This window comes from Herbidospora galbida, assembly GCF_005233835.1.
Taxonomy (GTDB): domain Bacteria; phylum Actinomycetota; class Actinomycetes; order Streptosporangiales; family Streptosporangiaceae; genus Herbidospora; species Herbidospora galbida.
Genome location: NZ_SZQA01000006.1, coordinates 180,223 through 204,292 on the forward strand (window position 1 = coordinate 180,223; position 24,070 = coordinate 204,292).

A 24,070-nucleotide genomic window follows, 5' to 3' on the forward strand; every position below is an offset into this window, starting at 1 on the left:
TCCTCGTCAGGACAGGCCGATGAACTCGGTGCGGCCCAGGAAGTACGCGGCCTTCAGCCGGTCGGGCCCGACCGTCTCGTAGAGCTCGACGGCGGCCGCGCCGGACGAGCCGTAGCCGATGTCGCCGACCTCGGGCAGCAGGTCGGCGGTGAGGACGTCGGCGACGCCCTCTACCAGGATCTGCGGATCGGCCGTCTCGGCCGCCCGCGTCAGGTAGCCGGGGTGCGCGAGGCGGTGCAGGAACTCGTGCGCCAGCGTCCGCCGCAGGTGCGGCCCCGGCGGCGCGTAGACCGGGCTCCGGAGCCCGCCCTGGTGGGCCGGGCTGACCTCGATCAGCTCGGCGACCAGGGCGTCGAGCTCCGGCGACCCGGCCAGCCAGCCCTTCAGCAGCGTGTCGAGCTCCTCCCGGTGGGCGGCGTGGTCGTAGCCGTCGAGCAGCGACCCGGCGGCCGGGTCGCGGCCGAGCAGGTGGACCTGCTGCCGCAGGTGGGCGAGCCGGTCGGCGTCGCCGGTCGGCCGGGCGGCCGACGGGAGCACGTTGTCGGCGAACACGTAGCCCTCGTGCAGCGGCCCGTCGGCCCGCGCCATCGCCCACATGGACGGGTCGGCGCGGATCAGCGCCTCGATCTCCCCGGCGGTCCGCCCGAGCTGCTCGACGTCGGCGAGCTCGTCCGCCGCCGCGTCCCTGACCTGGATGAGCCGTTCGGCCAGCAGCGGCAGCAACTCCGTGGTGAGCCGGTCGGGGTCGAACCGGCCGGAGGCGGGGAAGAAGGGGCCCGGTCGCGGCCGGGGCAGCGAGGCCGGGAGGGCGGTCTCCAGCCAGCCGGAGACGGTGAGGATCTCGTACGCGAAACCGGTGTCGCCGGGTTCGTGGCGGCGTCTGGCGGCCTGGTCGACCAGGAGAGAGCAGGCGCGGCCGCCGTCGAAGCCGGGACCGGCCCCGTCGGTGTTCTGGACCAGCAGGTCGAGCCCGCGCAGGATCCAGGTCTGGGCGGCGGCGTCCTGCCAGGCCACGTCGATCCACCGGGACGCGAAGTCGTCGTCGGCGACGGGGCCGCGCAGCCGGGATTCCAGGGAGCGGAAGCCGTTCTCCACGCCGGGTGAGGCGGCGGGCAGGTCGCGTTTGGTCTTGGCTAAGGGCATCAGGTCACCTACAGGCCGATGAATTTGACGGCGCCCAGGAAGTAGGCGGCCATCAGGTTGTCCATGCCCACGAGGGCCTTGATGATCTTCGCTTTCTCGCCGGCGGCGCCGTAGCCGACCTCCAGGTGCTTGGCGGCGGGCTCCTCGAAGGGTTCGCCGCCGAGGATCAGCTGCCGGATCTCGCCGTTGCTCCGCACCTCCTCGACGAGCTGCGCGAAGAAGTGTGCGGTGAGCAGGTCGGTCAGGCCCTCGGTCAGCACCTGCGCCTCGCCGATGCCCCGGGAGGCCTCCGTCAGGTTCTGGTGGGTGAGGGCGTGCAGGAACTCGTGGATCAGCGTCCGGGCCTGCCGCCAGTGGAACTGGACCCGGGTGACCACCTTGGTGCTGGGGTAGAGGGGCTGCACCATGATCTTGCCCTGCCCCTTGGCGCAGCAGGCGGTCAGCTTGCTGACGGCCGTGAGCGCCTTCCTGAACTGCGGGTCCCCCAGCAGGTCGTCGTAGATCTTCTGCAGCGCCTCCCGGTCCTGGGGCCGCGACGGGTCGTAGCTGGCGGCCGTGAAGGGGGCGCCGTAGTTCTTGCCCCAGCCGACGAGCTGGCCGCGGTTCATGAGCCAGCCGAGCAGCTCGTTGTCGTCTCCCGGCTTGCTCAGCGTGCTCACGATCTGTTTCTCGTACGTCCAGCCGTTGTGGTAGATGCTGTCGACGGCGGCCAGCGGGAACGTGCCGAAGCGTTCCTTCAGCCAGCCCTGCAGGAAACCCGCCACCTTGGCGATCTCGCCGATGGAGTGGTGCGCCAGCGGCTTGCCGGTCTCCCGCCAGGCCTTGTACTCGCCGACCACGACCTGGTGCATCAGCTTCTTGAGCTGGAGGTCGAGCTGCCGCGTCTTGAGCGGCGGGAGGATCAGGATCTCGCCGCGTTCGGTCCTGGCCGGGTGGTAGAGCGACAGCAGTTTCAGGACGGTGGGCTGGTTGGGCGGGAGGAGGTCCGCCAGCAGCTTGCTCTCGACGAACCCGCCGACCTGGAGGATCTGCATCTCGAACCCGTGGGAGGGGGCCGAGATCGACATCCGGCTCTGCTTCTTGGCCATCGCGATGAGCCGCTCGACCGCCTTCTTCGGGTCGACTCCCATGGCCGACAACTCTTCGGCGTTGTCGGAGAGCAGGCACAGCGCCCGCATCACCCAGACGGTCATGCGCGGGTCGGAGGTGCCGTACTTCCGCATGAACGGGACGCCGATCGGATAGGGCCCGCCCATGATCTGTGCCATCCGGGCGTTGATGAAGTCGGCCTCCTCGCCGTCCTCCATCCGCCGGAGCGGGCCGTAGTCGATCTTCAAGGTCAGGCCGAGCGAGCCCACTGGCAGGTAGACGGCCTCGTCGGCCCCGGGGAGCTGGAGGACCTCGTCCATCTCCTCGATCGCCAGCAGCACCCCGGACGGGATGCCCTGGTCGGCGGACGACTCCCCCGACTCGTTCGACTCCGGCACGTCGTCGGGGATCACCACCTTCTCCGGCTCCGACGAGGACGACGAACTCCCCTCGCCGGACCGCCGGTTGTGGATCGTGATGTCGCTCCGCTGGGGGCGCTGCGTGGGGGTGGACCGCGTCCACGGCGTGCGGGTCGAGCTCACGGTGGTGGTCGTGGTGGTGTTGGACGGGTTCTGCCGGCTGGGCTGCTGCCGGGCCGGCGTGCGCGACAGGCCGAAGATGCCGGCCAGGCTGAAGCCGGGCGACGGCACCCGGTTCCCGGTCTGGGACGCGGGCGTCGTCGTCGTGGTCGTGCTCGGCTTCTTCTGCTTCTTTTTCCTCTTCAGCATCACGCCGCCCGGTAGGTCAGGATCAGCCCGACGTTGAACAGCGCCTCGCGGTCGCCGTCGCCGGTGAAGGTCAGCTCCTCGGCCCGCAGGCCCGGCACCCGGAGCATGGTGCCGTCGTTGACGGCCTGGCCGTTCAGCAGCAGCCGGGCCGAGCCCTGGTCGGCCAGGTCGTAGCGGGCGTACAGGCCGGTGAGCTGGACGCCGACGATGTCGGGGAACAGCTCGGGCGAGAGCGGCAGCACCAGGTCGCCGCCGTCGGTGAAGGCCTGCCACTCGGCCGCGAACTCCCCGGCCACATCGATGTGGCGGGCGGCGGCGTACGGCTTGCGCATCCCCCTGACCGCGTTGGCGAAGACGTCGCCGCCCTGCTCAGCGGTGTACTTGACCAGCAGCGTCACGTCGAACAGGTCCCACGGGCGGCGGCCGGTGACCTCCATCTTCCACGTCGAGACCGCGCCGGTGCCCTCGAAGGGGAGGTAGCGCTCGTCGTCGAAGCGGAGCTCGAACAGGCCGTTGTTGTCGCGGTGCTGCTCGGTGTCCGACAGGGCGATCTGCTGGGTCGGCCGCCAGTCGGACCTGATCGACGCGGGCATGTCGCCCTTGGCGTCGAGCAGGTAGCGCACGGCCTTGGGGTCGGGGGTGAGCACCGTCTTGTGCCCGGTCTGGGTGAGCACGGCGTTCACCTCCAGCGGGCCCTCCGGACCGTCGAAGACCACCGAGACCGTCTTGATACGCCGGGCGTAGTGGCCGGGGAAGTCGCGGTCGAACAGCGCCTCGGTGAGGGCGAACTCGCAGCGGCCGTCGTTCTTCAGGTTCAGCACGGCCAGCGGGTCGAGCTGGAGCAGCGAGATCCGCTTGGTGATCTCGAAGCCCCGGCCGTCGGCCGAGACGTAGGCGTTGCCCAGCCGTTCGAGGTCGACGCCGAGGGCCTCGCCCGCGAGCAGGCCGGAGCGGCGGCTCTCCCAGTAGACCGGCTGGATGTAGGTGTCGCTCACGCCCTGTTCGTACTGGTAGGCGCGCTCGGCCGCCTTGGCGGTCTCGTGGGCGAGGCCGTAGCTGGCGAAGTACATCTGGGCCAGGCGGCCGGCCTTCCACTGGTAGAGCTCGGCGTTGGTGAACTTGCCGGTGAGGAAGGTGGCGACCGCCTCCAGGTCGGCGATCTCCTGGTCGATGATCTCCAGGTCGCGCTGGGCCTGGGCGAGCTGGGCCCGCGCCGACGCGACCTGGTGGCCCAGTTCGCGGTGGTCGGCCTTGGCCAGCATGACCTGGTAGCCCCACTCGTCTTCCTGGCGTTCCTGTTCGACGCGCACCCCATAGAGCTCGCCCAGGACGCTGAGGCCCTCGCCGAGCGCCTCGGCGATCTCGGCGCCGGTCTCCATGACCTTGCCGACCTGCTCGCCGCCGATCATCGTGCCCAGGATGAACGGACCGGCCAGCACCTGCGGGGCGGCGAACGCGATGGCCGCGCCGACCTTCAGGCCCGCGCCGGTCAGGTGGGACGCGGCGGCGGCCGTCATGATGTCGAGCTGCGACCGCTGGAGCGAGGTCAGCCCGTCGGCGATCTGCTTCTCGTAGTACTTCTGCCGCGCCTCGGCCGCCTCGCGGGAGGCCTCCATCTGGGCGAGGTATTCGGTCGCCACCTCGACCTGGGCCTCGCGCACGGCCCGGGTCATCTGCCGGATGTTGGCCTCCTGCCGGTTCTGCAGGATCGACAACTCCTCGGCGTCGCGGCGTTCGAGCACGCCGAGCAGTTCGCCGCCGAAGGCGCGCAGCCGGTCGACGAGGTCCTGCGCCTTGCGGTGCAGGAAGCCGAACCGGTAGTGCGGCACCGGCCCCGCCAGCCCTGCGCCGGCCTGGTCGGGGGTGAGCCCGGCGGCAGCCCCTCTGACCAGCGCCATCACGTCGGCGGGCGGCTCGAACAGCGGCAGCGGGCGGCTGACGCCCAGGATGTCGAGCGAGGCCCTGATCTTGCGCAGCCGGTCCTCGACCCGGTCCCAGTACTCGCCGAGCACCGCGTTGCCCGGGATGAAGAAGTAGCCGTCGGCCACGCCCCGGTGGATGGCGCCCATGCCGTCGAGCAGGCTGCCGCCCGCCGTGACGCGCTCGGCGTAGGGGTCGCCCTCTTCGGCCGGGTCGAGCTCCTTGTAGGACCGCACGTCCGGCAGGCGGCGCCGTCCGACGCCCTGCGGCCGGTCGCCAAGCAGGTCGTAGGCGAGGATGTAGAGCATCCTCGCCTCGTCGACCGACTCCATCGTGTACTGCCGGAACAGCAGGTCGCCCCAGTCGAGCAGGTTGTCGACGTAGGCCATCACGACCGCCCGCCGGTAGGCGGTGGGCCGCAGCGCGGCGATGGCGTGCGGGTCGAACGGGTCGTCGAGGTAGGCCTTCAGCAGCGCGCCCCGGTCGCCCATGAGGTCGTACTGGCGGCGCAGGCGGGCGATCATGCCGACCTTCTCGCGCAGCCGGTCATGAGTCGCGAAGGGTTGCGCCCGGTCGGCCAGGCCGTCGAGGAGGGTCAGGTCGGCGGGGGTGCAGGCGCGGGCGTGGTCGAACAGCGGGGCCAGCGTCTCGAGGTCGGCCAGCAGCGGCGTCATGTCGAGCCCGACCTGGGCGGGCAGGTTGCGCAGGTCGATCCGGCAGCCCTCGGCGAGCGCCCGCAGGTCGATCGCGAGGAACGGCAGGAACCGCCAGTAGCGCTCCGGCTCGGTGGGGTCGAAGACGTACTCGTACCAGCGTTTGGCGTCCTCGAAGCGCTGGGCCGCGTTGAGCGCCTGGGCGATGAGCATCGGCGCGTGGAAGAAGATCTCCCAGTAGTAGCGGCCGTTGGCGCTCTGGAAGTCGATGTGGCTGCTCGCCGGCACACCCGCCAGGTCGTCGAGCACCTTGATGACGGTGGTGCCGGAGTCCGACGTACTGAAGGAGGGCAGTTCGTCGATCTCCTGGGTCTCCGGCGCGAGCAGCGCCGGGACCCCGCCGACCAGCAGGCGGCGGTTGAGCTCGAACGCGGTGCTGGAGGTGAGCCGCACGATCTCGTGCGGCACCGAGGCCCACTCGTAGGGCCGCTCCAGCACGCCGCCCTTCGGGTTGACCGCGAAGTTGACGCCGAGGAACAGGATGAGCTCCGCGTCGGTGTCCATGGCCCCGTTGTAGGTGCCGACGAAGTCGGGCGGCAGCGACCGCCAGTTGCCCTCGATCGGGACGAAGTCCTTGATCGTGGTGAGTTCCTTGTCGGCCGGGATCACCGTGTAGGCGTCGCCGGCGAAGACGTACCGCTGGTCGCCGCGTTTGAAGGTCGCGTCGATCTCCTGCGGCAGGGTCTTCGGGTAGCCCGCGTCGGCGACGGCCGGGATCTCGTTGCCGGTCATCGTGTAGCGGAACAACTCCAGGCCGCTGACCAGGTAGAGGTGGTCGCCGTCCACGTAGGCGACGTCGATCGACGCGCCCAGGTTGAGCCCGGTCGACACGCGCCCGAGGGGCCGGGTCGGCCTGGGGGTGGGGTCGGTGCCGGTGGTGTAGGTGTCGTCGCCGAAGTAGTAGGGGGTGCCGGCCATGTCGATCGCCGACCTGATCTTGCGGTCGCCGGGGAGCAGGTCGGGGTTGCCCTTGAGGTCGCGCGGATAGTCCTTGTCGGGGCTGTGCTGGTTGACGTCGGAGTACTTCGCGTACGTGGAGTCGAAGATCAGGAAGAGCGTGCCGCCCCGCGTGAGGGCGGCCTGCACCCGCGACTTGGTGCCCCAGCGGCTGGCCACCTTCGTGGGGTCGGAGAACGTGCCCAGTTCGATGTCGCGAGTGATCAGGTCGGTGCCGTTGATGAAGTACTCGGTGCCGTCCATCGTGAACGCGACGTTGATCGAGTTCCACTTGGGCAGGCCGTCGGGGTTCTCCTTGATGAGTTTCGGATAGCCGAGGTCCATGCGGTTGAGGTCGGTGAAGCGGTAGTACTCCGCGCCCGTGAAGATGAAGTAGTGGCCGTCGCGCACCAGGACCGCGTCGACCCGGCCGGTCCGGGACAGTTCCGAGTCGCCCGCGTCGCCCCACCGGTCGGCGATCTTCTCCGTGGTGGTGCGGATCGGGCCGGTGGGCTTGATGACGACGAAGTCGGGGCCGTTGAAGTAGTAGCGGGAGTCGCCACGCTGGAACCCGGCGTCGATCTTGGTCCACTGGGCGGCGCCGGTCCGGTCGCCGCCCTGGCCGGGCAGCCGGTGGGTGTTCTCCTTCAGCGGCAGAACCCGCGCGTCCTCGCCGGGGTCGGCGGTGATCGGGCGGACCAGGAAGCTGCCGCCCTTGTGGTCGACGCTGAACCACGCACCGTCGGTCGACTCGGCCGGCATGTTGAACCGGATCAGGCCGCCGACCGGCTCGGCGAACACCTTGCCGAGGTCGATCGGGCGGGGCAGGGAGGCCGGGGCCTCGATCGGGAGGGCGTACAACTCGGGAGTGAGCGCGTGTGACGTGGTGAAACCGACGCCCGCGGCCCGGTAGGCGGCGGAGACCACGATCGAGTCGTGGGTGCCCTTGCCCGGCACGGTCGACGACGCCCGCACGGTCAGCTCGTCGACGACGATCACGCCGTCGTGCGGCGCGCCCGGCGGGAGGGTCTGCGGGGCGACCCACTCGCGGTTGAGGTTCTGGAAGGAGTAGCAGACCCTCACCCGCTTCTTGGGCGGCGGGGCCGACACGTTCTGCTCGTCGCCCTTGGTCGTGGCGGTGATGACGGTCTTGCCGGTGTCTTCGGGGGCGACCGACTCGACGATCGTCCAGAAGACGAAGACCCGGCCGAAGGCGTGCACGGGGTGCACCTGTTCGGCCTCGATCTGCACGTCGACGCGCGACCACGGCTCCCAGCTGGCCGACAGGCGCTCGCCGTCGCGGAACTCGGCCTCGCGGAAGTACCACCGGCGCGGTTCGGTGCGGGTGCGGCCGAACAGCACGAGCTGCCGGGTGCCCTCGGCGTCGTCGTCGGCCTTGTAGACGTAGGCGCCGGCGATGGCCAGGCGGCTGACCTCGGTGTACTCGTCGAGGTAGCGCTTGTAGGCGCGCTGCACCGACTCGGGGGTGATCTCGCCCTGAAGGAGGTCGTCCTCCAGTTCCTTGAACGCCGGGGTCTTGGTGTCGCGCAGTTCGGGGCGGAGGTAGTTCTCCGGGTACAGGAAGACCTTCCGGTTGGCCTCCCAGATCCGGTAGTTCTTCAGCCACGTCCACCAGGTGCGCAGCTTCGGCTTGACCTCCTCCTCCGAAGTGAGTTCCTCCAGGTCGAGCAGGTAGCGGTGCAGGTGGAGCTGGGTGGCGGCGATGGCCTCGCGGATGCGGGAGGTGACGCCCTCCCTGCCCATCTCGACGTCGATGAGGGCGTGCTCGTAGATCTGGGCGGCGGTGGCCAGCTCGCGGTGCAGGTGCAGCACCGCCGCGACCAGCGCGTCGCGCTTGAGCACGTTGAGGTCGCCGTGCGCCAGGGGCACGAGAGCCTCGGGCAGCAGCGCCTCCAGGGTGTCGGCGGTCGCGCCGTGGAGCTTCGACGGCCCCGCGCCGGTCTTGGCGGCGACCGCGAACAGGCGGACCAGCTTGAGCAGGAACTCGATCTCGAACCGCTCGTCTTCGACGGGGAACTCGGTGATCAGGCCCGCGTTGCGCTTGGCCCAGCGGAGTTCCTCGACGTCCCAGGGGAAGATCTCGGCCAGCTTCTCGTACGGCTCGGCCGCGCCCTTGGCCAGCAGTTCCGCGAGCCCGCTGTGGCGGCGGGTCAGGTCGGCGAACTCGGTGATCGTGTACACGTCGGAGAGGCGGTAGTCGGCGGCGTCCGACCAGCGGTGCCGGAACAGCTGCGGGAAGGTGCGGTCGATCATGTCGAGGCGGCCCGAGTAGCGCACGTATCGGTCGTCCTTGACGAGGTAGGTGGCCTCGCCCAGGGTGAACGCCCCGGTGACGCCCTCTTCGAAGGTGCGGGGCAGGTCGCCGAAGTCGTCGCGGATCGTACGCGGGAAGCCCTCGTCGGCGTGCTTCAGGTCGGCCGAGGAGTAGCGGACGTACTGGCCGCCCCGGAACGCGTAGAGCTCGCCCTTCGCCGTGACGAACGCCGCGTCGACGGCCGAGCCGTCGGCGAAGTCGTTGCGGATCTTCCCGAACGTCGTGGCGACGTCGCCGAGCACGCCCCCCGCGGTGAATTTGGTCCCCTTGAAGAAGTGGACGACGCCCTCCCGCAGGAACGCGGCGTCGACCCCGTCGCGGAACTCGGGCGGCAGGCCGGTCCAGTCGCTCTCGATCGTGCGCGGGAAGCCCTCGTCGACGTAGAAGTAGTCGGCGCCGGTGTAACGCACGTACTGGTCGCCGGAGAACAGATAGGTGTGCCGGTCGCGGACCAGCGCGGCGTCGACCTTCCGCCGGTCGGCCACGGTGTTGCGGACCCGGCCGAGCAGCCCGAGCGGGTAGGTCGCGGTCAGCGCCGTCGACACCGCGAACACGGTGCTCCCGACGACGAGATGGGCGGTGCGGCCGTTGGCCACCGCCGCCGTCACGGCGCCGTCGAGCACGGCGTCCTCGAACGCCTCGGGCAGCCCGGCGAACGCGGCCTCCCGGCGCAGCTCGACCGAGATGGGCTTCGGATAGCCCGGGTCGGTGTGGCGGTAGTCGGCGCCGGTGTAGCGGACGTACTGGGAGCCGCCGAACAGGTAGGTGTGCCCGCCGAAGACCACGGCGGCGTCGACGCGGGAGCCGAACGGGTTCACCGACCGGCCCCACCGCGACCGGATCTCCTCGGGCGCGGAGAACGCCCGGTCGGCCCAGCGGGTGTAGGTCTCGGTGAAGAAGAAGTACGTCGCCCCGTCGGCCCCGGTGAACGCCGCCCGCAGCCGGTCGCCGGTCGCGACGGAGAAGCCGCGCCACACGCGCTCGATCGGCCGGGGGTAGGACCACAGCCCGGTCGCCTCGCTGAACTGCACGCAGCGCTCCCCGGCGAGCAGCACCATCGTGTCGCCCTCGAAGACCACCGCGTCGGGCATCGGGAACCCGTCGGGCGCCTTCCAGAACGTCTCGTCGGTCAGCGTGGGGTAGCCCGGGTCGGGGGTGGTGTACGCCCCCTCGTCGCCCGAGTAGACGAGGTGCCGCATCATGCCGGAGGCGTCGGGGTGCTCGAACACGTACGTCTTGCCGTCGCGGTAGTAGGCCAGCGTCACGCCGGTCAGCCCGCCCCAGTGGTCGGCGATCGGCTTCGGCTCGCCGTCGATCACGTCGGGCGAGTCGCCGTAGACGACGAACTGGTCGCCGGAGAACAGGTAGGTGCGCCCGTCGCGGCCGACGAACGCGGCGTCGACGGAGTTGTCCTGGTAGATCGTGTTGCGCGGGCGGCCCCACTCCTCGTCGAGGGGGTAGTCCTTGCCGACGGCCGTGCTGAAGCACATCGGGCCCTTGAACAGGTAGACGTTCCCGTCGGCCCCGGTCAGCACGGCGTCGAGGCCGCTCCGGTAGTCGGCCGGGACGGTCCGCAGCGCCAGCGGCCGGGTCTCCGCGCTGAAGGCGGGCCCTTCGAGGGCGTGCTGCCGCCGCCACCCGGCCGAGGTCTGCACCATGACCGACCCGTGGTCGACGTAGGCCGCCGTGATGCCCGGGATCTCGTACGTCCGGGTGAGGGAGTCGGACACCGCGTGCCACCGGTCGCTCCGGAACAGGTAGACGGTCCGCCCGTCGGCGAACGCCGCGTCGACCCCGTCGAGGTCGGCGGTCAGCGCCTTCAGCCGGGGCTCCGACTTCAGCGACGACAGCGCCTTCGGGTAGCCGAACTCGACGCGGTCGTAGTCGTGGTCGCGGTAGCGGACGTACTGCGCGCCGGAGAACAAATAGGTGTAGGTGTGCGTCGACTCGATCCCGTCGGCCTTCTCGGTCAGGTCGACGACCAGCGTCGCGTCGACCCGGCCGGTGCGCTGGATCGTGTTGACGACGTTGCCCCAGAAGTTGGCCGTCGCCGCCGGATAGCGGTCGTCGATCTCGCTGTAGTCGGCGGTGGAGTAGCGCACGTACTCGGGGCCGGAGAAGACGTACGTCTTGCCGTCCTTGCCGACGAAGGCGGCGTCGACCTGCTCGAACGGGATGCTGTCCCACCGGTCGCGCAGCGGCATCGGCTCCGACCACCAGCGGTGGCGGTCGTCGAAGACGGCGAACCGGCCCTCGCTGAACAGGCAGGTCTCGTTGTCGCGGCCGGTGAAGACGGCGTCGATCGTGTCGAACGAGTCGGGCAGGTTCAGCCAGTTCTCGGCCAGCGGCTTCGGGTAGCCCTCGTCGGGCCGGGTGTAGTCGCGGGTGGAGTAGCGGACGTAGAAGGGGGTGTCGTCGCCGTACACCTTGATCCGGTCGCCGACGCGGCGGACGGTCAGCCGGATCCCGCCCTCGGCGGTCACCTCCCACTGCGGGGAAACCCCGGTCACCGGGGCGGTGGCGCCGACGGAGACGCCGTGCGCCTGGAGGCGGCGGCGCAGCGCGGGTGAGCAGTTCCCGTCGGCGAGTTCGGCCTCGTAGTCGGCCGGCAGGTCGAGGATCAGGCCGACCGGGCCGAACAGGTGGGCCGAGCCGTCCATGACGAACGCGGCGTCGACCCGGTCGAGCCCGCCCCAGTCGCCCTCGATCGCCCTCGGGTAGCCGGGGTCGACGACCGAATAGTCGGCCGAGGAGTAGCGGATGTACCGGTCGCCGCTGAACAGGTAGGTCTTCCCGTCGAGGCCGACGAACGCGGCGTCGACCCGGCCGCCGGGCAGCGCCTCGTTCGGCACGCCCCAGACCTCGGCGGTCGGCCGGGGCTGGCCGCCGGGCAGCGCGACGGTCTGGCCGTCTTTGAACAGGTGGACGGTGTCGCCGACCGCGAAGGCCGCCTCGACGGCGCTCTCGAACCTGACCGGCAGGCCCGGCCGCCAGGTCTCGATCCGCTGCGGGTAGCCGTCGGCGACCCGGACCTCGTCGTTCTCGGGGTTGTCGGTGTAGCGGACCACCTGGTTCCCGGCGAACAGCAGGTAGCCCTCGGCGTCGGCGTAGGCGGCGTCGACGCGGGTCGCGCCGTCGAAGGCGTTGCGGACCCGGCCCCACCGTTCGGTGATCGGCTGCTCCTGCCGGCCGTCGAAGGCCCGGTCGCCGGAGAACACGTGGGTGCGGCCGTCGTGGCCGTGGAAGACGGCGTCGACGGCGTCGCGGAACCGTTCGGGGAGCGGGGTGTCGCCCTGCCACCACTCGGCGATCGACCTCGGGAAGCCCTCGTCGGCCACGGTGAACGGGCCGTCGGCCGAGTAGCGCAGATACTGGTCGCCGGTGAACAGGTGGGTGCGGCCCTCGGCGTCGACGTAGGCGCCGTCGATCTTCTTGGGGGCGGTGAAGCCGTTGCGCACCGAACCCCAGGTCTGGGCCTTGGGGGCCCAGCGGGTCTCGCCCTTCGCGCGGGTGAAGGCGTGCGACCTCCCGTCGTCGCCCCGGCCGATCAGCCAGTCGGCGCCGTCGCGGGTGAACGCGGCGTCGATCGCGGTCAGCCGGGAGAACCGGGGCGACAGCTCGGTGAGCGCCTTCGGCCGCTGGCCGGAGAGCTCGTGGCCGGCCGAATACGTCCAGTAGGAGGTGCCCCGGAACAGCAGGATCAGGCCGTCGAGGCCGGTCAGCAGGGCGTCGAACCGGTCGACGCCGCGCGGCAGCGCCAGCGGCTCGGGGAACTTCCCGGCCAGGTCCTGGTCGCGGAAGGCGACGGCGACCTCGTCGACGTCGAGGCCGAGCTTGGCCGCCAGCCGGGCGAACCGCCGCAGCCGCCGGTAGACCCGGCGGAAGTCGGGCCCGGCCGCTCCCTTGACCGCGGGGGCGACCAGCACGTCGAGTGCGCCGGGGGCGACCGCCGCGCCGATGGCCTCGACGACCTGCGAGGACACCCCGAAGACGTCTTGAAGCACGTTGAGCAGCGTGCGGTGCTGGCGGTCGGCGAGGTCGCCGAGGGTGGCGGCGATCTCGCCGATCGCGGCCAGCTGCTCCTTGGCGGTGGCGTGCAGCACGAAGAAGACGTCTTTGGCGTAGTCGTCGACGCCCGGCAGGGTGAAGTCGAGCGCGCTGGTGACCTGCCGGAAGTAGCCGAGCCGGCCCTCGGGGATCGCCAGCGACGGGGTCAGGTGCCCGGCCTCGACCAGCATCTCGACCAGCCGGGGCCGCTCGTCGTCGTCGAAGCCGAGCTCGCTCAGGGCGGTCAGGTCGATCCGGTAGGGCGTCTGCGCCCGGGTCAGCGCCGCGATGCGCTCGAAGACGAGCTCACCGTCTCCGGCGGTGAAGCCCTCGCCCAGGTCGATGGTGCCCTCGGCGTCGTCGAGCTCCGCGCGCAGCTCCTCGTGGATCCGCCCGGCACGGGTGATCGGCCCTTCGAGCCGGGTCACCACGCGGGTCGCCATGGCCCCGTCGGCGAGCGCGGCGAAGTCGTCGGGGGTGAGCAGGTGCATCTCGGCCTTGACGGCGGCCAGCTGGGCCTTGATCGCGTCGAGGACGACCCGCCGGAGCGGATAGAACTCCAGCGCGATCCCGAAGTCGGCGACGTCGAGCACCGCGAGGGCCGCCTTGTCGGTGAAGCACAGGTCGGCGTCGACGAAGCCGTTGAACCGCAGGCTCCGGGCGAGCGAGTCGAACTGCTCGGCGGTCAGCTTGAGCTCGGCGAACGCGGCGCGGTCGAGCTCGATCTCGGCCGCGCGGTACGCCGACACCCGGTCGCGCAGCAGCGCGAGCACGGCCGGAGCGACGTCGTCGAGCACGGCGTTCACCCGGAACTCGGTCACGTTGACCGGCTCGGCGAAGAAGTCGGGGTCGGTGAGGTCGCCCTCGTCGCTGAGATGGCCGTTGTGGATCAGGTTGTCGTAGAGCTCGGCCCGGTCGGCCTCGCCCAGCTCCGGTAGCGCGCCCGCGAGGTCGGAGGGGTAGAAGGCGCCCTGGAGCCCGGCGATCACGGTGAACAGCCCGTCGCGGTGGGCGGCGAAGTCGCCGGCGAGCGTGAGCCGGTCGGGCAGGTCCTCGGTGGCGAGCAGCCCGTCGGGCCGCAGGATCCCCCGGATCACCAGGTTGGCGAAGATCTTGGACGTCAGCCGGTCGGCCAGCCCCAGCCCCTCGAAGTCGCCCTTGGCCAGCACGCCGAGGTCGTCGACCGCGTCGTAGGCGGCGGTGGCGACGGCCGCCGGATCGAGCCGCAGCAGGCGCGGGTCGTGCGGGGAGACCACGCCGTCGCGGCGGGCCGCCAGCGCCTCGTGGATCACCCGCCCGGCCCGTTCGTCGAACCGGTCGGAGACCAACGCCTCGGGCGTCAGCGCCACGGCGGCGAACCCGTCGGCGACCGAGGCGATCACCTCGGCCTGCTCGGCCTCCGACTCCGGCGTGGCCGGTTCGCCGAGGACGCCCGTGAGGTCCTCCCCCGCGAACCCCCACGACCGCATCCACGCCACCACCTCGACGAGCGTCTGGGCCAGCCAGAGCGAGGAGACGGGATCGTCGTCGCGTTCGAGCATCCGGTGGACGTCGGCCGACGAGGGCGCGAGCACCGGCAGCACCGGGAAGGTCGAGTGGCGCTCGATGGCGGGGTCGTTCTCCAGCGCGGTCAGCACCGCGAACAGCTCGGCGACCGACAGCCCGAGGTGCCCGGTCAGCCGGGCGACCCGGTAGAGGACGACGATCGAGGCCCGGCTGATCTCCCGGTCGAACGGGCTCTCCTCCAGCGGCCCGGCGTAGCGGTCGCGGAACCGGCGTACGGTCTCGACCAGCTCCGACTCGGCCAGATCGATGGAACGTGCCAATTCGCGGCGGAACGTCCGGTTCTGCGGGGCGAGGATGTCGCCCGCCGGACGGGGCAGGTCGCCGACCTCAGCGGGGAGGGTGCGGGTGGTGAGCGTCTCGATCAGGTCGAACGGGACGCCGTGGGCGCGGTGGAGGTGGGTGGCGGCGGCCACCGCGCGTAACGTCCCGGCGTCCAGGACCGAGGTGAACGCGCCGACGACCCGGTCGAGGTCGGTGAACGACAGGCCGGTCTTCTTCGCCAGCCGGATGAACCGGTGGGCGCGGTCGAGCCAGGCGTCGGGCACGGCGCCGCCGTCGCGGAGCGTCAGCGTCCGGCCGTCTTCGCCGACCTCGACCACGGCGCCCTGGTGGACGAAGGCGCCGGAGAGGGAACGTTCCAGGTCGGGGTCGCCGTAGAGGAGCTCGGTCAGTTCCGGGCCGGTGAGGGAGGTGGCCTTCATGAAGCGCTCGACATCGTGCAGGACCGTGGACGCCTCGTCGTCGAGCCCGTAGGCCTCGGCCAGCCCGGCCGCGTCGGTGCGCGGGGTGGTGATGACGGCGACGTCGGCATCGGTCAGCCCGAGGTGGTCGCGGGCGACCCGGTCGCGGTCGACCTCGGCGGCGAACAGGCGGTGGAACTCGACGGGGTCGACGCCCAGGTGGCGCAGGTAGGTGGTGAACCTCGCCGCGTCGAGCGAGAACGGCAGCGCGAGCGGGTGCTTGAGCTCCGGCAACCGGTCGTAGGGGCGGTCGCCGACCAGCGCCTCCAGCACCTCGTTGACGATGTCGAGGTAGGGCACGGTCGTGGTGGTGTTCTCCTCGTCGAGCGGGATCCGGCCGATGCCGGGGCGGCGGCTCAGCAGCGAGACCCCGCCGGGGTCGTGCTGGAAGGTCTCCTGCAGGAAGGTCAGCAGGTCGGTCAGATAGGCCGCGGGCGAGTAGACCGAGCGCGCCTCATCTCCCGTCCGCAGATCGAGTTCTCCGAAGAGTCGTTCATAGCTCGGGATCGAAGCATCGCTACGCACGCGGAAGTCCCCTCCATCGACGGCCCCCGAATCGGCCGCCTCATGCTCGCCGATCCGGCAAAGAAGAGCTATCTACCGAAACGGTGACAACTCAGATCACTTCGGTTTGTCTGGTGATGCGAGACTTGGCGACATGAACGTCGTCCGTCCTGATCTCACCCTCGACCAGGCCCGGGAGGTCGCGGACACCTGCTTCGGCGTCCGCGGCGAGATCAGGGAGGTCGGCAGCAACCAGGACCGCAACTACGTCGTCGACGGCCGGTTCCTGCTGAAGGTCGCCAACGCGGGCTACACCGACGCCGAACTCGACGCCCAGGACGCCGCGCTGCTGCACCTCGCCGGCCGGATGAAGGTCCCCGAGCCCCGGCCCGCCGCCGGCGGCGGACACGTGGCCAGGTTCGGCGACGGGCTGCGGGCGCGGCTGCTGACGTTCGTGCCGGGCACGCCCCTGATCGACCACGCCTATCTCGCGCCCGTGGTCGTCGGACGGCTCGGCGACCTGGCCGGCCGGCTCGTGGCCAACCTCGCCGACCTCGACCACCCCGGCCTCGACCGCGTCTCCCAGTGGGACCTGCGCCGGGCCCGGACCGAGATCGACCAGATGATCGGCTCGCTGTCGACCGGCCGCGACCTGGTGCGCCGGGCCGCCGACCAGGCCTGCGACCGGCTGGACGCCCTGGCCGCGGACCTGCGGACGCAGGCGATCCACGGCGACCTCACCGACGACAACGTGGTCTGCTCGATCGGCCCCGACGGGCGTCCGGTCCCCGAGGGCGTGATCGACTTCGGCGACCTCGGGCACGGCTGGATCGTCGGCGAACTCGCGGTGACCTGCGCGTCGCTGCTGCACCATGCGCCGGAACGGCCGCTGGCGATCCTCCCGGCGGTGCGGGCCTTCCAGCGGGTCGTGCCGCTGACCGGCGACGAGCTGGCCGCGCTCTGGCCGGCGATCGTGGCGCGCGCGGCGGTGCTGGTGGTCAGCGGGGTCCACCAGGCGCTGCTGGAGCCCGACAACGACTACGCGACCGAGCGGCAGGACGCCGAGTTCCGCGCCTTCGAGACCGCGCTGAGCCTGCCGTTCGAGGTGGCCGAGGCGGCGTTCCGGGAGACTCCCCCGGCCCGGTTCTTCGCGGCGCCGATCGTGCCGGTGCTGCCGGTGCGGGACCTCTCGGTGACGAGCGATCTGCCGGGCGGGGTGGTGGAGGCGTACACGCCGGAAGAGGGCGTCGCCCATCGGGCCGGCGAACCCCGGCTGACCGAGACCCGGATCCACTCCTTCGACGCGCCCGCGACGGTCCCGCTCGGCGTCGAGTCGCGCCTCCCGGCGGGCACCGCCGTGCACGCCCCCTTCGACGGCGAGGTGCATCTGGGGGTGCTGCGGGGCGCCACCCTCGACCTGCGGCTGAGCGGGGTCGACCTGTGGGAGGGCCCGGTCCGCGCCGGCGACCAGATCGGCGCCGTCTCCGGTCCGGTCTACGCGACCCTCTGCTCGGTACGCGACCTCGAACCCCCGGCCTTCGTCACCCCCGAGGAGTCGGGCGCCTGGCAGGCGGTCTGCCCCGACCCGGGCCCCCTCTTCGGCATCCGCCCGGCCCCCGAACCGGCCCCCTTCTCCCGCGACGCCCTCGCCGACGTCCAGGAGCACTACTACGCCGACCCGCCCCGGATCGAGCGCGGCTGGCGGCAGCACCTCACCGACGTGAACGGCCGTACCTACCTTGACATGGTGAACAACGTCGCGGCGATCGGCCACGCCCACCCGCGCCTCACCGAGGCGGTCTCACGGCAGCTCGCCCTGCTCAACACGAACTCGCGGTTCAACTACCGCGCCATCGCCGAGTTCTCCCGGCGGCTGGCCGACCTGGCCCCCGACCCGCTCGACACGGTGTTCCTGGTCAACAGCGGCTCCGAGGCGGTGGACCTGGCGCTGCGGCTGGTCCAGGTCGCCACCGGCCGCGAGGAGACGCTCTGCGTCGCCGAGGCCTACCACGGCTGGACGATGGCCTCCGACGCCGTCAGCACGTCCACCGCCGACAACCCCAACGCCCTGGCCACCCGCCCGGCCTGGGTCCGCCCGGTCCCGGCCCCGCACCGCGACCCCGACGCCCTCGCCAAGACCCTCGCCGTGATCGGCGAACCGGCGGGCTTCATCGCCGAGGCCTTCTACGGCAACGCGGGCGGCATCCCGCTCCCCGACGGCTACCTCGCGGCCGTCTACTCGGCGGTGCGGGCGAAGGGCGGGCTGTGCGTCGCCGACGAGGTCCAGGTCGGCTACGGCCGCCTCGGCCGTCACTTCTGGGGCTTCGAGCAGCAGGGCGTCGTGCCCGACGTGATCACGATCGCCAAGGCCATGGGCAACGGCCATCCGCTGGGCGCGGTCATCACCACGAGGGAGATCGCCGAGACCTACCGCAGGGTCGGCTACTTCTTCTCCAGCGCCGGGGGCAGCCCGGTCAGCTGCGTCACCGGCATGACCGTGCTCGACGTCATCGAGCAGGAGGGCCTCCAGGCCAACGCCCTCACCGTGGGCGACCGGCTGCGCGACCTGATGGAGACCCTCGCCGAGAAGCACCCGATCATCGGCGCCGTCCACGGCCTCGGTCTCTACATGGGCGTCGAGCTGAACCGGCCCGACGGCTCCCCGGCCACCGAGGAGACCTCGGCGATCTGCGACCGGATGCTGGAGCTCGGCGTGGTCGTGCAGCCGACCGGCGACCACCTGAACATCCTGAAGATCAAGCCGCCGATGGTCCTGTCGGAGGAGAGCGCCGGGTTCTTCGCCGCGGCCCTCGAACGGACCCTGCGCGACGGGTGGTGACCGGTCAGGCTGCGGCGCGCTCGCCCACCGGCCGGCGACGCAGGCGCACGTCCGACACGATCGCCGGCGTGCCGATTCAGCAGGTCACGAAGCTCTTCGAGCACCATGGCCAGATTTCGGCACACCCTCGGCGATGGTCGGTCCGCGGTGACTGGGAGTCCCCGGGTGAGGGCACTGGACGGGTATGAATCCCCGTCGCTGGCGCGCTCTGGCCGTCTGCCTCGTCCCGGCGTTCATGACGCTGCTGGACGTCTCGATCGTCAACGTCGCGCTCCCCGACATCCAGACCGGGATCGGCGCCAGCGACAGCGGGCTTCAGTGGGTGGTCTCCGGATACGCCCTCACCTTCGGCCTCGCCCTCATCCCCGGCGGGCGGCTGGGCGACGCGCGCAGCCGCCGGGCGGTGTTCATGTGGGGGATCGTGCTGTTCACCCTCGCGAGCGCGGCCTGCGGCGCGGCCCAGAACGAGTGGTGGCTGATCATCGCCCGGTTGGTCCAGGGAGCGGCCGGAGCCCTGATGATGCCGCAGGTCAGCGGCTACATCCAGGAGATGTTTCAGGGTTCGGAGCGGGGCCGGGCCTTTGGCTACCTGGGAGCGGTGATCGGCCTGTCGACCGCCGTCGGCCCCTTGCTGGGGGGCGTGCTGATCCAGATCTTCGGCGAGGAGAACGGCTGGCGCTGGGTCTTCTACGTCAACCTGCCGATCGGCCTGCTGTCGCTGCCGTTCGCGATGCGGCTGCTGCCGGCCGAGAACGTGCGCCGCACCCTGAAGGCCGGATTCGACCCCGTCGGCGTCCTGCTGCTGGCCGCCGGGCTGATGCTGGCCCTGCTGCCGTTCCTGCAGGAGCGGCAGTGGCCTGGGGCCTCGAAGTGGCTGCTCGTCCCGGCCGGGGCGGCCGTGCTGGCCGGGTTCGTGCGGTGGGAGCTGCGGGCGGGCCGGCGGATCGAACCGCTGGTGCACATGGACCTGTTCCGGTCGCGGTCGTTCACGCTCGGCGGGCTGATCGGCGTGCTCTACTTCGCCGGGTTCACCGCGATCTTCTTCGTGTTCACCCTGTTCCTGCAGAACGGCCTGCAGTACTCGGCGCTGATGGCCGGGCTCGCCTCGGTGCCGTTCGCGATCGGCTCGGGCATCGCCGCCGGGTTCAGCGGGCGGCTGGTCCACCGCTACGGCCGGGCGCTGGTCGCGTGGGGGCTGCTCATCGTGGCCGTCGGGTTCGTGGCCACGATGCTGGCCGTGCACGAGGTGCCGGGCCGGCACGCCGGATGGGCGGCGGCCGGGCCGCTGCTGCTGTCGGGCATCGGCAGCGGGCTCGTCATCTCGCCCAACCAGACCCTCACGCTCAGCCGCGTGCCGGTCAGGCGGGCGGGCAGCGCGGGGGGCGTGCTGCAGACCTGGCAGCGGATCGGGTCGGCGGCCGGGATCGCGGCCGTCGGCGCGGTCTACTTCACCCACCTGGCGACCTCGCGCGGCGACTGGGCGGAGAGCTTCCAGGTCGCCATGCTCACCTCGGCCGCCTTCGTGGTGGCCGCGCTGCTGGTCGCCCTCTACGACCTGTTCGGGCCCGGCCGGTAGGTCAGCTCGACGACGCCCTGGCCGAACGGCCGGGTCTCGATCAGCCGCAGGTCCATCGTGAGGTCGGGCGGGAACAGCGGGGTGCCGCCGCCGACCACGACCGGGTTCAGGTAGAGCCGGTATTCGTCGATCAGGCCGTGGCGCATGAACTGCGCCGTCAGGTTCGCCCCGCCGAGCGCCATGTCGGCCCCCGAGGTGGCCTTGAGCTCCCTGACCCACTCCGGGTCGAACTCCCGCACCACCTCGGTGTTCCAGCGGTCCTCCTGCAACGTGCGGGAGAAGACGTACTTCTTCTTGGAGAGCCAGATCTCGGCGAAGTCGGCGATCTCCCGGGAGGCCGCCGGGTCCTCGCCGGCGGTCGGCCAGTAGTCGGCCATCAGCTGGTGGGTGACCCGCCCGTCGATGAAGGCGCTCAGCGGAGCGAGCAGGTCGTTGAGGTGGCGGTGCAGCTCGGCGTCGACACGGTGCCAGGAGATGTCCCGGCCGGGCCCCTCCATGTAACCGTCGAGCGACACCGCCGTCGTGATCATGATCTTCCGCATTCCACCAGGCTAGCTAGTGGGTCGCGTCGAGCGCCGCCCGCTGCTCGGGCGTCAGCTCCAGGTCGACGGCCGCCAGGTTCTCCTCCAGCTGCGCCACCGACGAGGCGCCCGCCAGCGGGACGATCGGCACCTCGTGGCCCATCTGCCAGGCCAGCACGACCTGGTTGACCGTCGCCCCCGTCTCGGCGGCGATCTCACGGACCTTCGCCAGGCGGGCGTCCACGCCGGGGTGCCGGAAGTCGGGCGGGAACTCCTTGTCGGTCCGCGTGTAGCGGCCCGACAGCAGCGGCGAGTAGGCCACCAGCACGAGCTCCCGCTCTTCCCTCAGGTACGTCAGCAGGTCGGGCCCCGCCGTCCCGAGGTTGCCGTCGCGGAACAGCGCGTCGGGCATGTCCAGCCGGGGGCGCAGGTAGCTGTGCGCGTACTGGAGGATCTCGTAGCCGGGAAGCCCCCGCTGCTTCGCCAGGGCGCGGGCCCGCTCGACCCGCCAGGCGGCGTGGTTGCTGACGCCGAGCATGCCGACCAGGCCCTCGGCGACCAGGGCGGCGAAGCCCTCGACGGTCTCCTCGACCGGGGTGCGGGGGTCCTCGATGTGCGAGTAGAGGACGTCGATCCGGTCGAGGCCCATCCGCTCCATGCTGCGCTCGGCCGACTCGCGGATGACCTTCGCCGACAGCCCCTCGGCGTTGTCGGTGTAGCTCGTGCCGGGGGCCAGCGGCCGGCCGCCGACCTTGGTGGCGATCACGATCTCGCGGCCGACCCCCCGCGACCTACGCCAGCGGCCGAGCAGTTCCTCGCTGTGGCCGCCCTGGCTCCCGTCGGTCCAGAAGGCGTAGTTGCCCGAGGTGTCGATGAAGGTGCCGCCCGCCTCCACGAACCGGTCGAGGATCGCGAAGCTGGTCGCCTCGTCGGTCACCGAGCCGAACAGCATCGCCCCCAGCGACAGCACGCTCACCTCGCGCCGGGTCGCGGGCGTGGTGCCGATCGTGCGGTATCTCATGTGTTCCTCCCGTCGTCGCGACCGAGTCTGCGTGCTGGACCGCGCTCCAGGTCAAGCGGTACATCACGACAAATACGGAAATGTCGGGACGGGCAATTCCCGGAACTCCAACGTATTCGTCACAGGAAGACAACCTTTCCCCTATTCACGGCATCCTGTGGCGTGTTCCCTCGTCATTTCGGAGTGCCAATGCCCCGCGTCGCCGTCGCAATTTCCGTCATATTAGTCATGTCGGGCCTGGGGTTATACGTCCTGTTTTGGGCAGATAACCGGACACCATGCGAAGCCGCCGTCGAAATCGTCGCCCAAGTTCAGGAGATTGATCCGAAAAGTCCGAATCTCGCCGCCACGCTCACCGTTATCGACGGTCTGGTGGCCGGCCGCCTCGACGACGTCTCGGATCGCGCGAACCCCGTGCTCACCGCCGATCTGACGCGTCTGCGCTCGGCGCTGCGGGGGGTCACCGTCGAGGATTTGAGCGATCCGACCAGCGAAGTCCGCGAGGCGATGACGAACGTCCTCTCATGTCAGAACGTCGGCGCTTTTCCTGCGCAATAGAAAGTCGTTTACGTTAGTTAGCTATGTCCAGCTTTTCGCTTTTTGGTGCACCGGGCACCCTACTCAGCATTACGGAATCAATTCAGATGCCGTAATTCGGATGCACGTACCAAAGAGCATGGACTGACATGACTTTTCAGGATAAAGGGCGCGAGTTCGGTCGTCGCGCCGTCCGCGGCGCCAAGGCGCTCGCCGTCGCTGTGGCGGCGAGCAGCCTGGTTCTCACCGGTGCCACCGGCGTCAGCGCCAGCAGCTCGGCCGTCGCCGGCGCGAGCATGCTGAGCGACAACATCGGCGCGATCGGCTGGAAGTTCAACGAGAAGCGGCCGCTGAAGCGCGTCAAGATCAAGGTGATCAAGCGCTTCCGCCACCACCACCACCGTCACCACCGCTTCTTCCACCGTCACCACCGCCAGCACTTCGTCCACCGCTCCCACCACCACTGTGACCACGGGCACCACGGTCACCACGGCTGGGACGGCGACCACGGCCACCACGGCGGCTGGGACGACGAGGGCTGGGGCGCTACCGGTGGCTGGGGCGGCGACGGCGACTGGGGCCACGGCCACCACGACCGCTGCAACCACCACCACCACGTGCACGAGCGGCACCACCACCGCCGCGACCACCACCGCTTCGAAGAGCACCACAAGCACCACAAGAAGAAGCACCGCCACCACCACGAAGAGGAAGAGCACCACGGCCACCACGACCACGGCCACCACGACCACGGCGACCACGGTCACCACGACCGCGGCCACCACGGCCACCACGACCGCGGCTGGGACGACAACAACGACCGCGGCTGGGACGACAACAACGACCAGGGCGGCTGGGACAACAACGACCAGGGCGGCTGGGACAACCAGCAGCAGGGCGGCTGGGACAACCAGCAGGGCGGCTGGGACAACCAGCAGCAGCCGCAGCAGCCGCAGGTCGCCACGCCGCAGGGTCCGCAGGGTGAGCAGGGCGCTCAGGTGCCCGGCGCGCAGCAGGGGGCCCAAAACCCTAACGTGCCCGTCAACTCAACGGCCCCCATGCGGGCACAGAGTGTGGCGGGGTGGCACGACGACCCGCGTTGGAAGAAGCCCATCATCATCCGTGGCCCGCGTGGTCCGATGGGCCCGCGTGGCCCGATGGGACCGCGTGGCCCCTTCGGACCTCAGGGACCGCAGGGACCGCAGGGACCGGCGGGCGGCCCTGCTGGGCCGCAGGGACCCCAGGGCCCCGCGGGCCCGGCTGGACCCCAGGGCCCCGCGGGGACTGGCACCCAGGGCCCGGCTGGCCCCGAAGGCCCGGCTGGACCCCAGGGTCCGGTCGGTCCCCAGGGTCCGATCGGTAGCACGGGTCTGATCGGCCCGGTTGGTCCGGTCGGCCCCGCGGGTGCGCCTGGCACGCCCGGTGCGCAGGGCCCGGCGGGTCCTGTGGGCCCGGCAGGCCCCGCGGGTGGGCTCGGCCCGGTGGGCCCGGCTGGACCCGTGGGTCCGGCCGGCCCGGAGGGTGGCATCGGCCCGGTTGGACCGCAGGGTCCGGCGGGTACGCCCGGTGCGACCGGCCCGGCCGGTCCGGCGGGCGTCCAGGGTCCGGTTGGACCCGCGGGTCCGGGTGGTCCGGCGGGTACGCCCGGTGCGGTCGGCCCGGTTGGCCCGGCCGGCCCTGTCGGCCCTGTCGGCCCGGTTGGTCCGGCGGGTGCCCCGGGTCTGGTTGGTCCGGAGGGGCCGACCGGCCCGGCCGGTCCGACGGGCGCCCAGGGCCCGGCTGGGCCCGTGGGTCCGGTTGGTCCGGCGGGTACGCCCGGTGCCACTGGTGCGACCGGTGCGACTGGTGCGACCGG

At 71.2% G+C, this 24,070-nt stretch carries 9 protein-coding genes; 3 read left to right on the forward strand and 6 right to left on the reverse strand.

The genetic code is table 11. From position 1 onward, the window contains the following. Positions 1 to 6 precede the first annotated feature (6 nt). The 3 genes from FDA94_RS09415 to FDA94_RS09425 are packed head-to-tail and all read right to left on the reverse strand — an operon-like array spanning position 7 to position 15,742. Positions 7 to 1,143 (reverse strand): hypothetical protein, encoded by a 1,137-nt coding sequence (locus FDA94_RS09415; RefSeq protein WP_137246655.1) that lies wholly within the window; start codon positions 1,141 to 1,143, stop codon positions 7 to 9. An 8-nt stretch (positions 1,144 to 1,151) separates the two neighbouring features. Further along, positions 1,152 to 2,960: a hypothetical protein gene (locus tag FDA94_RS09420; protein ID WP_137246656.1), complete on the reverse strand. Its 1,809-nt coding sequence runs from the start codon at positions 2,958 to 2,960 to the stop codon at positions 1,152 to 1,154. Beyond that, a complete protein-coding gene (locus FDA94_RS09425; protein ID WP_137246657.1) occupies positions 2,960 to 15,742 on the reverse strand; it encodes a hemopexin repeat-containing protein in 12,783 nt (4,260 codons plus the stop codon). Before FDA94_RS09425 ends, FDA94_RS09420 begins: the two co-directional genes overlap by 1 nt. Positions 15,743 to 15,875: 133 nt before the next feature. Between FDA94_RS09425 and FDA94_RS09430 the strand changes: the two genes are divergently transcribed. Together FDA94_RS09430 and FDA94_RS09435 are read left to right on the forward strand one after the other, a co-directional pair. Then, the gene (locus FDA94_RS09430; RefSeq protein ID WP_137246658.1) at positions 15,876 to 18,560 is read left to right on the forward strand and encodes an aminotransferase; all 2,685 of its coding nucleotides are present in this window, start codon (positions 15,876 to 15,878) and stop codon (positions 18,558 to 18,560) included. A 184-nt stretch (positions 18,561 to 18,744) separates the two neighbouring features. Then, complete coding sequence (locus FDA94_RS09435) at positions 18,745 to 20,136, forward strand: MFS transporter (RefSeq protein WP_137246659.1); 1,392 nt, start codon at positions 18,745 to 18,747, stop codon at positions 20,134 to 20,136. Here FDA94_RS09435 and FDA94_RS09440 read toward each other — a convergent pair. Further along, complete coding sequence (locus FDA94_RS09440) at positions 20,109 to 20,678, reverse strand: dihydrofolate reductase family protein (RefSeq protein WP_137246660.1); 570 nt, start codon at positions 20,676 to 20,678, stop codon at positions 20,109 to 20,111. The two genes, FDA94_RS09435 and FDA94_RS09440, sit on opposite strands and share 28 nt — an antisense overlap. Positions 20,679 to 20,691: 13 nt before the next feature. Continuing rightward, positions 20,692 to 21,678 carry an aldo/keto reductase gene (locus FDA94_RS09445; RefSeq protein WP_137246661.1) on the reverse strand — a complete coding sequence of 329 codons (987 nt, stop codon included), beginning with the start codon at positions 21,676 to 21,678 and terminating at the stop codon, positions 20,692 to 20,694. A gap of 189 nt (positions 21,679 to 21,867) precedes the next feature. Between FDA94_RS09445 and FDA94_RS09450 the strand changes: the two genes are divergently transcribed. Next, positions 21,868 to 22,236, forward strand: coding sequence for a hypothetical protein (locus FDA94_RS09450; RefSeq protein WP_137246662.1), 369 nt, complete (start codon positions 21,868 to 21,870; stop codon positions 22,234 to 22,236). 77 nt (positions 22,237 to 22,313) lie between these two features. Here FDA94_RS09450 and FDA94_RS39065 read toward each other — a convergent pair whose 3' ends face one another. After that, positions 22,314 to 23,240, reverse strand: a complete 927-nt coding sequence (locus FDA94_RS39065; RefSeq protein ID WP_170990842.1) for a hypothetical protein — start codon at positions 23,238 to 23,240, stop codon at positions 22,314 to 22,316. Between the last annotated feature and the right edge of the window lie 830 nt (positions 23,241 to 24,070).

Coding starts and splice junctions, on each gene's coding strand:
- FDA94_RS09450 (WP_137246662.1), top strand. CDS start 21,868: ATGCCCCGCGTCGCCGTCGCAATTTCCGTCATATTAGTCATGTCGGGC.
- FDA94_RS09440 (WP_137246660.1), bottom strand. CDS start 20,678: ATGCGGAAGATCATGATCACGACGGCGGTGTCGCTCGACGGTTACATG.
- FDA94_RS09435 (WP_137246659.1), top strand. CDS start 18,745: ATGAATCCCCGTCGCTGGCGCGCTCTGGCCGTCTGCCTCGTCCCGGCG.
- FDA94_RS09430 (WP_137246658.1), top strand. CDS start 15,876: ATGAACGTCGTCCGTCCTGATCTCACCCTCGACCAGGCCCGGGAGGTC.
- FDA94_RS09420 (WP_137246656.1), bottom strand. CDS start 2,960: ATGCTGAAGAGGAAAAAGAAGCAGAAGAAGCCGAGCACGACCACGACG.
- FDA94_RS09415 (WP_137246655.1), bottom strand. CDS start 1,143: ATGCCCTTAGCCAAGACCAAACGCGACCTGCCCGCCGCCTCACCCGGC.
- FDA94_RS09445 (WP_137246661.1), bottom strand. CDS start 21,678: ATGAGATACCGCACGATCGGCACCACGCCCGCGACCCGGCGCGAGGTG.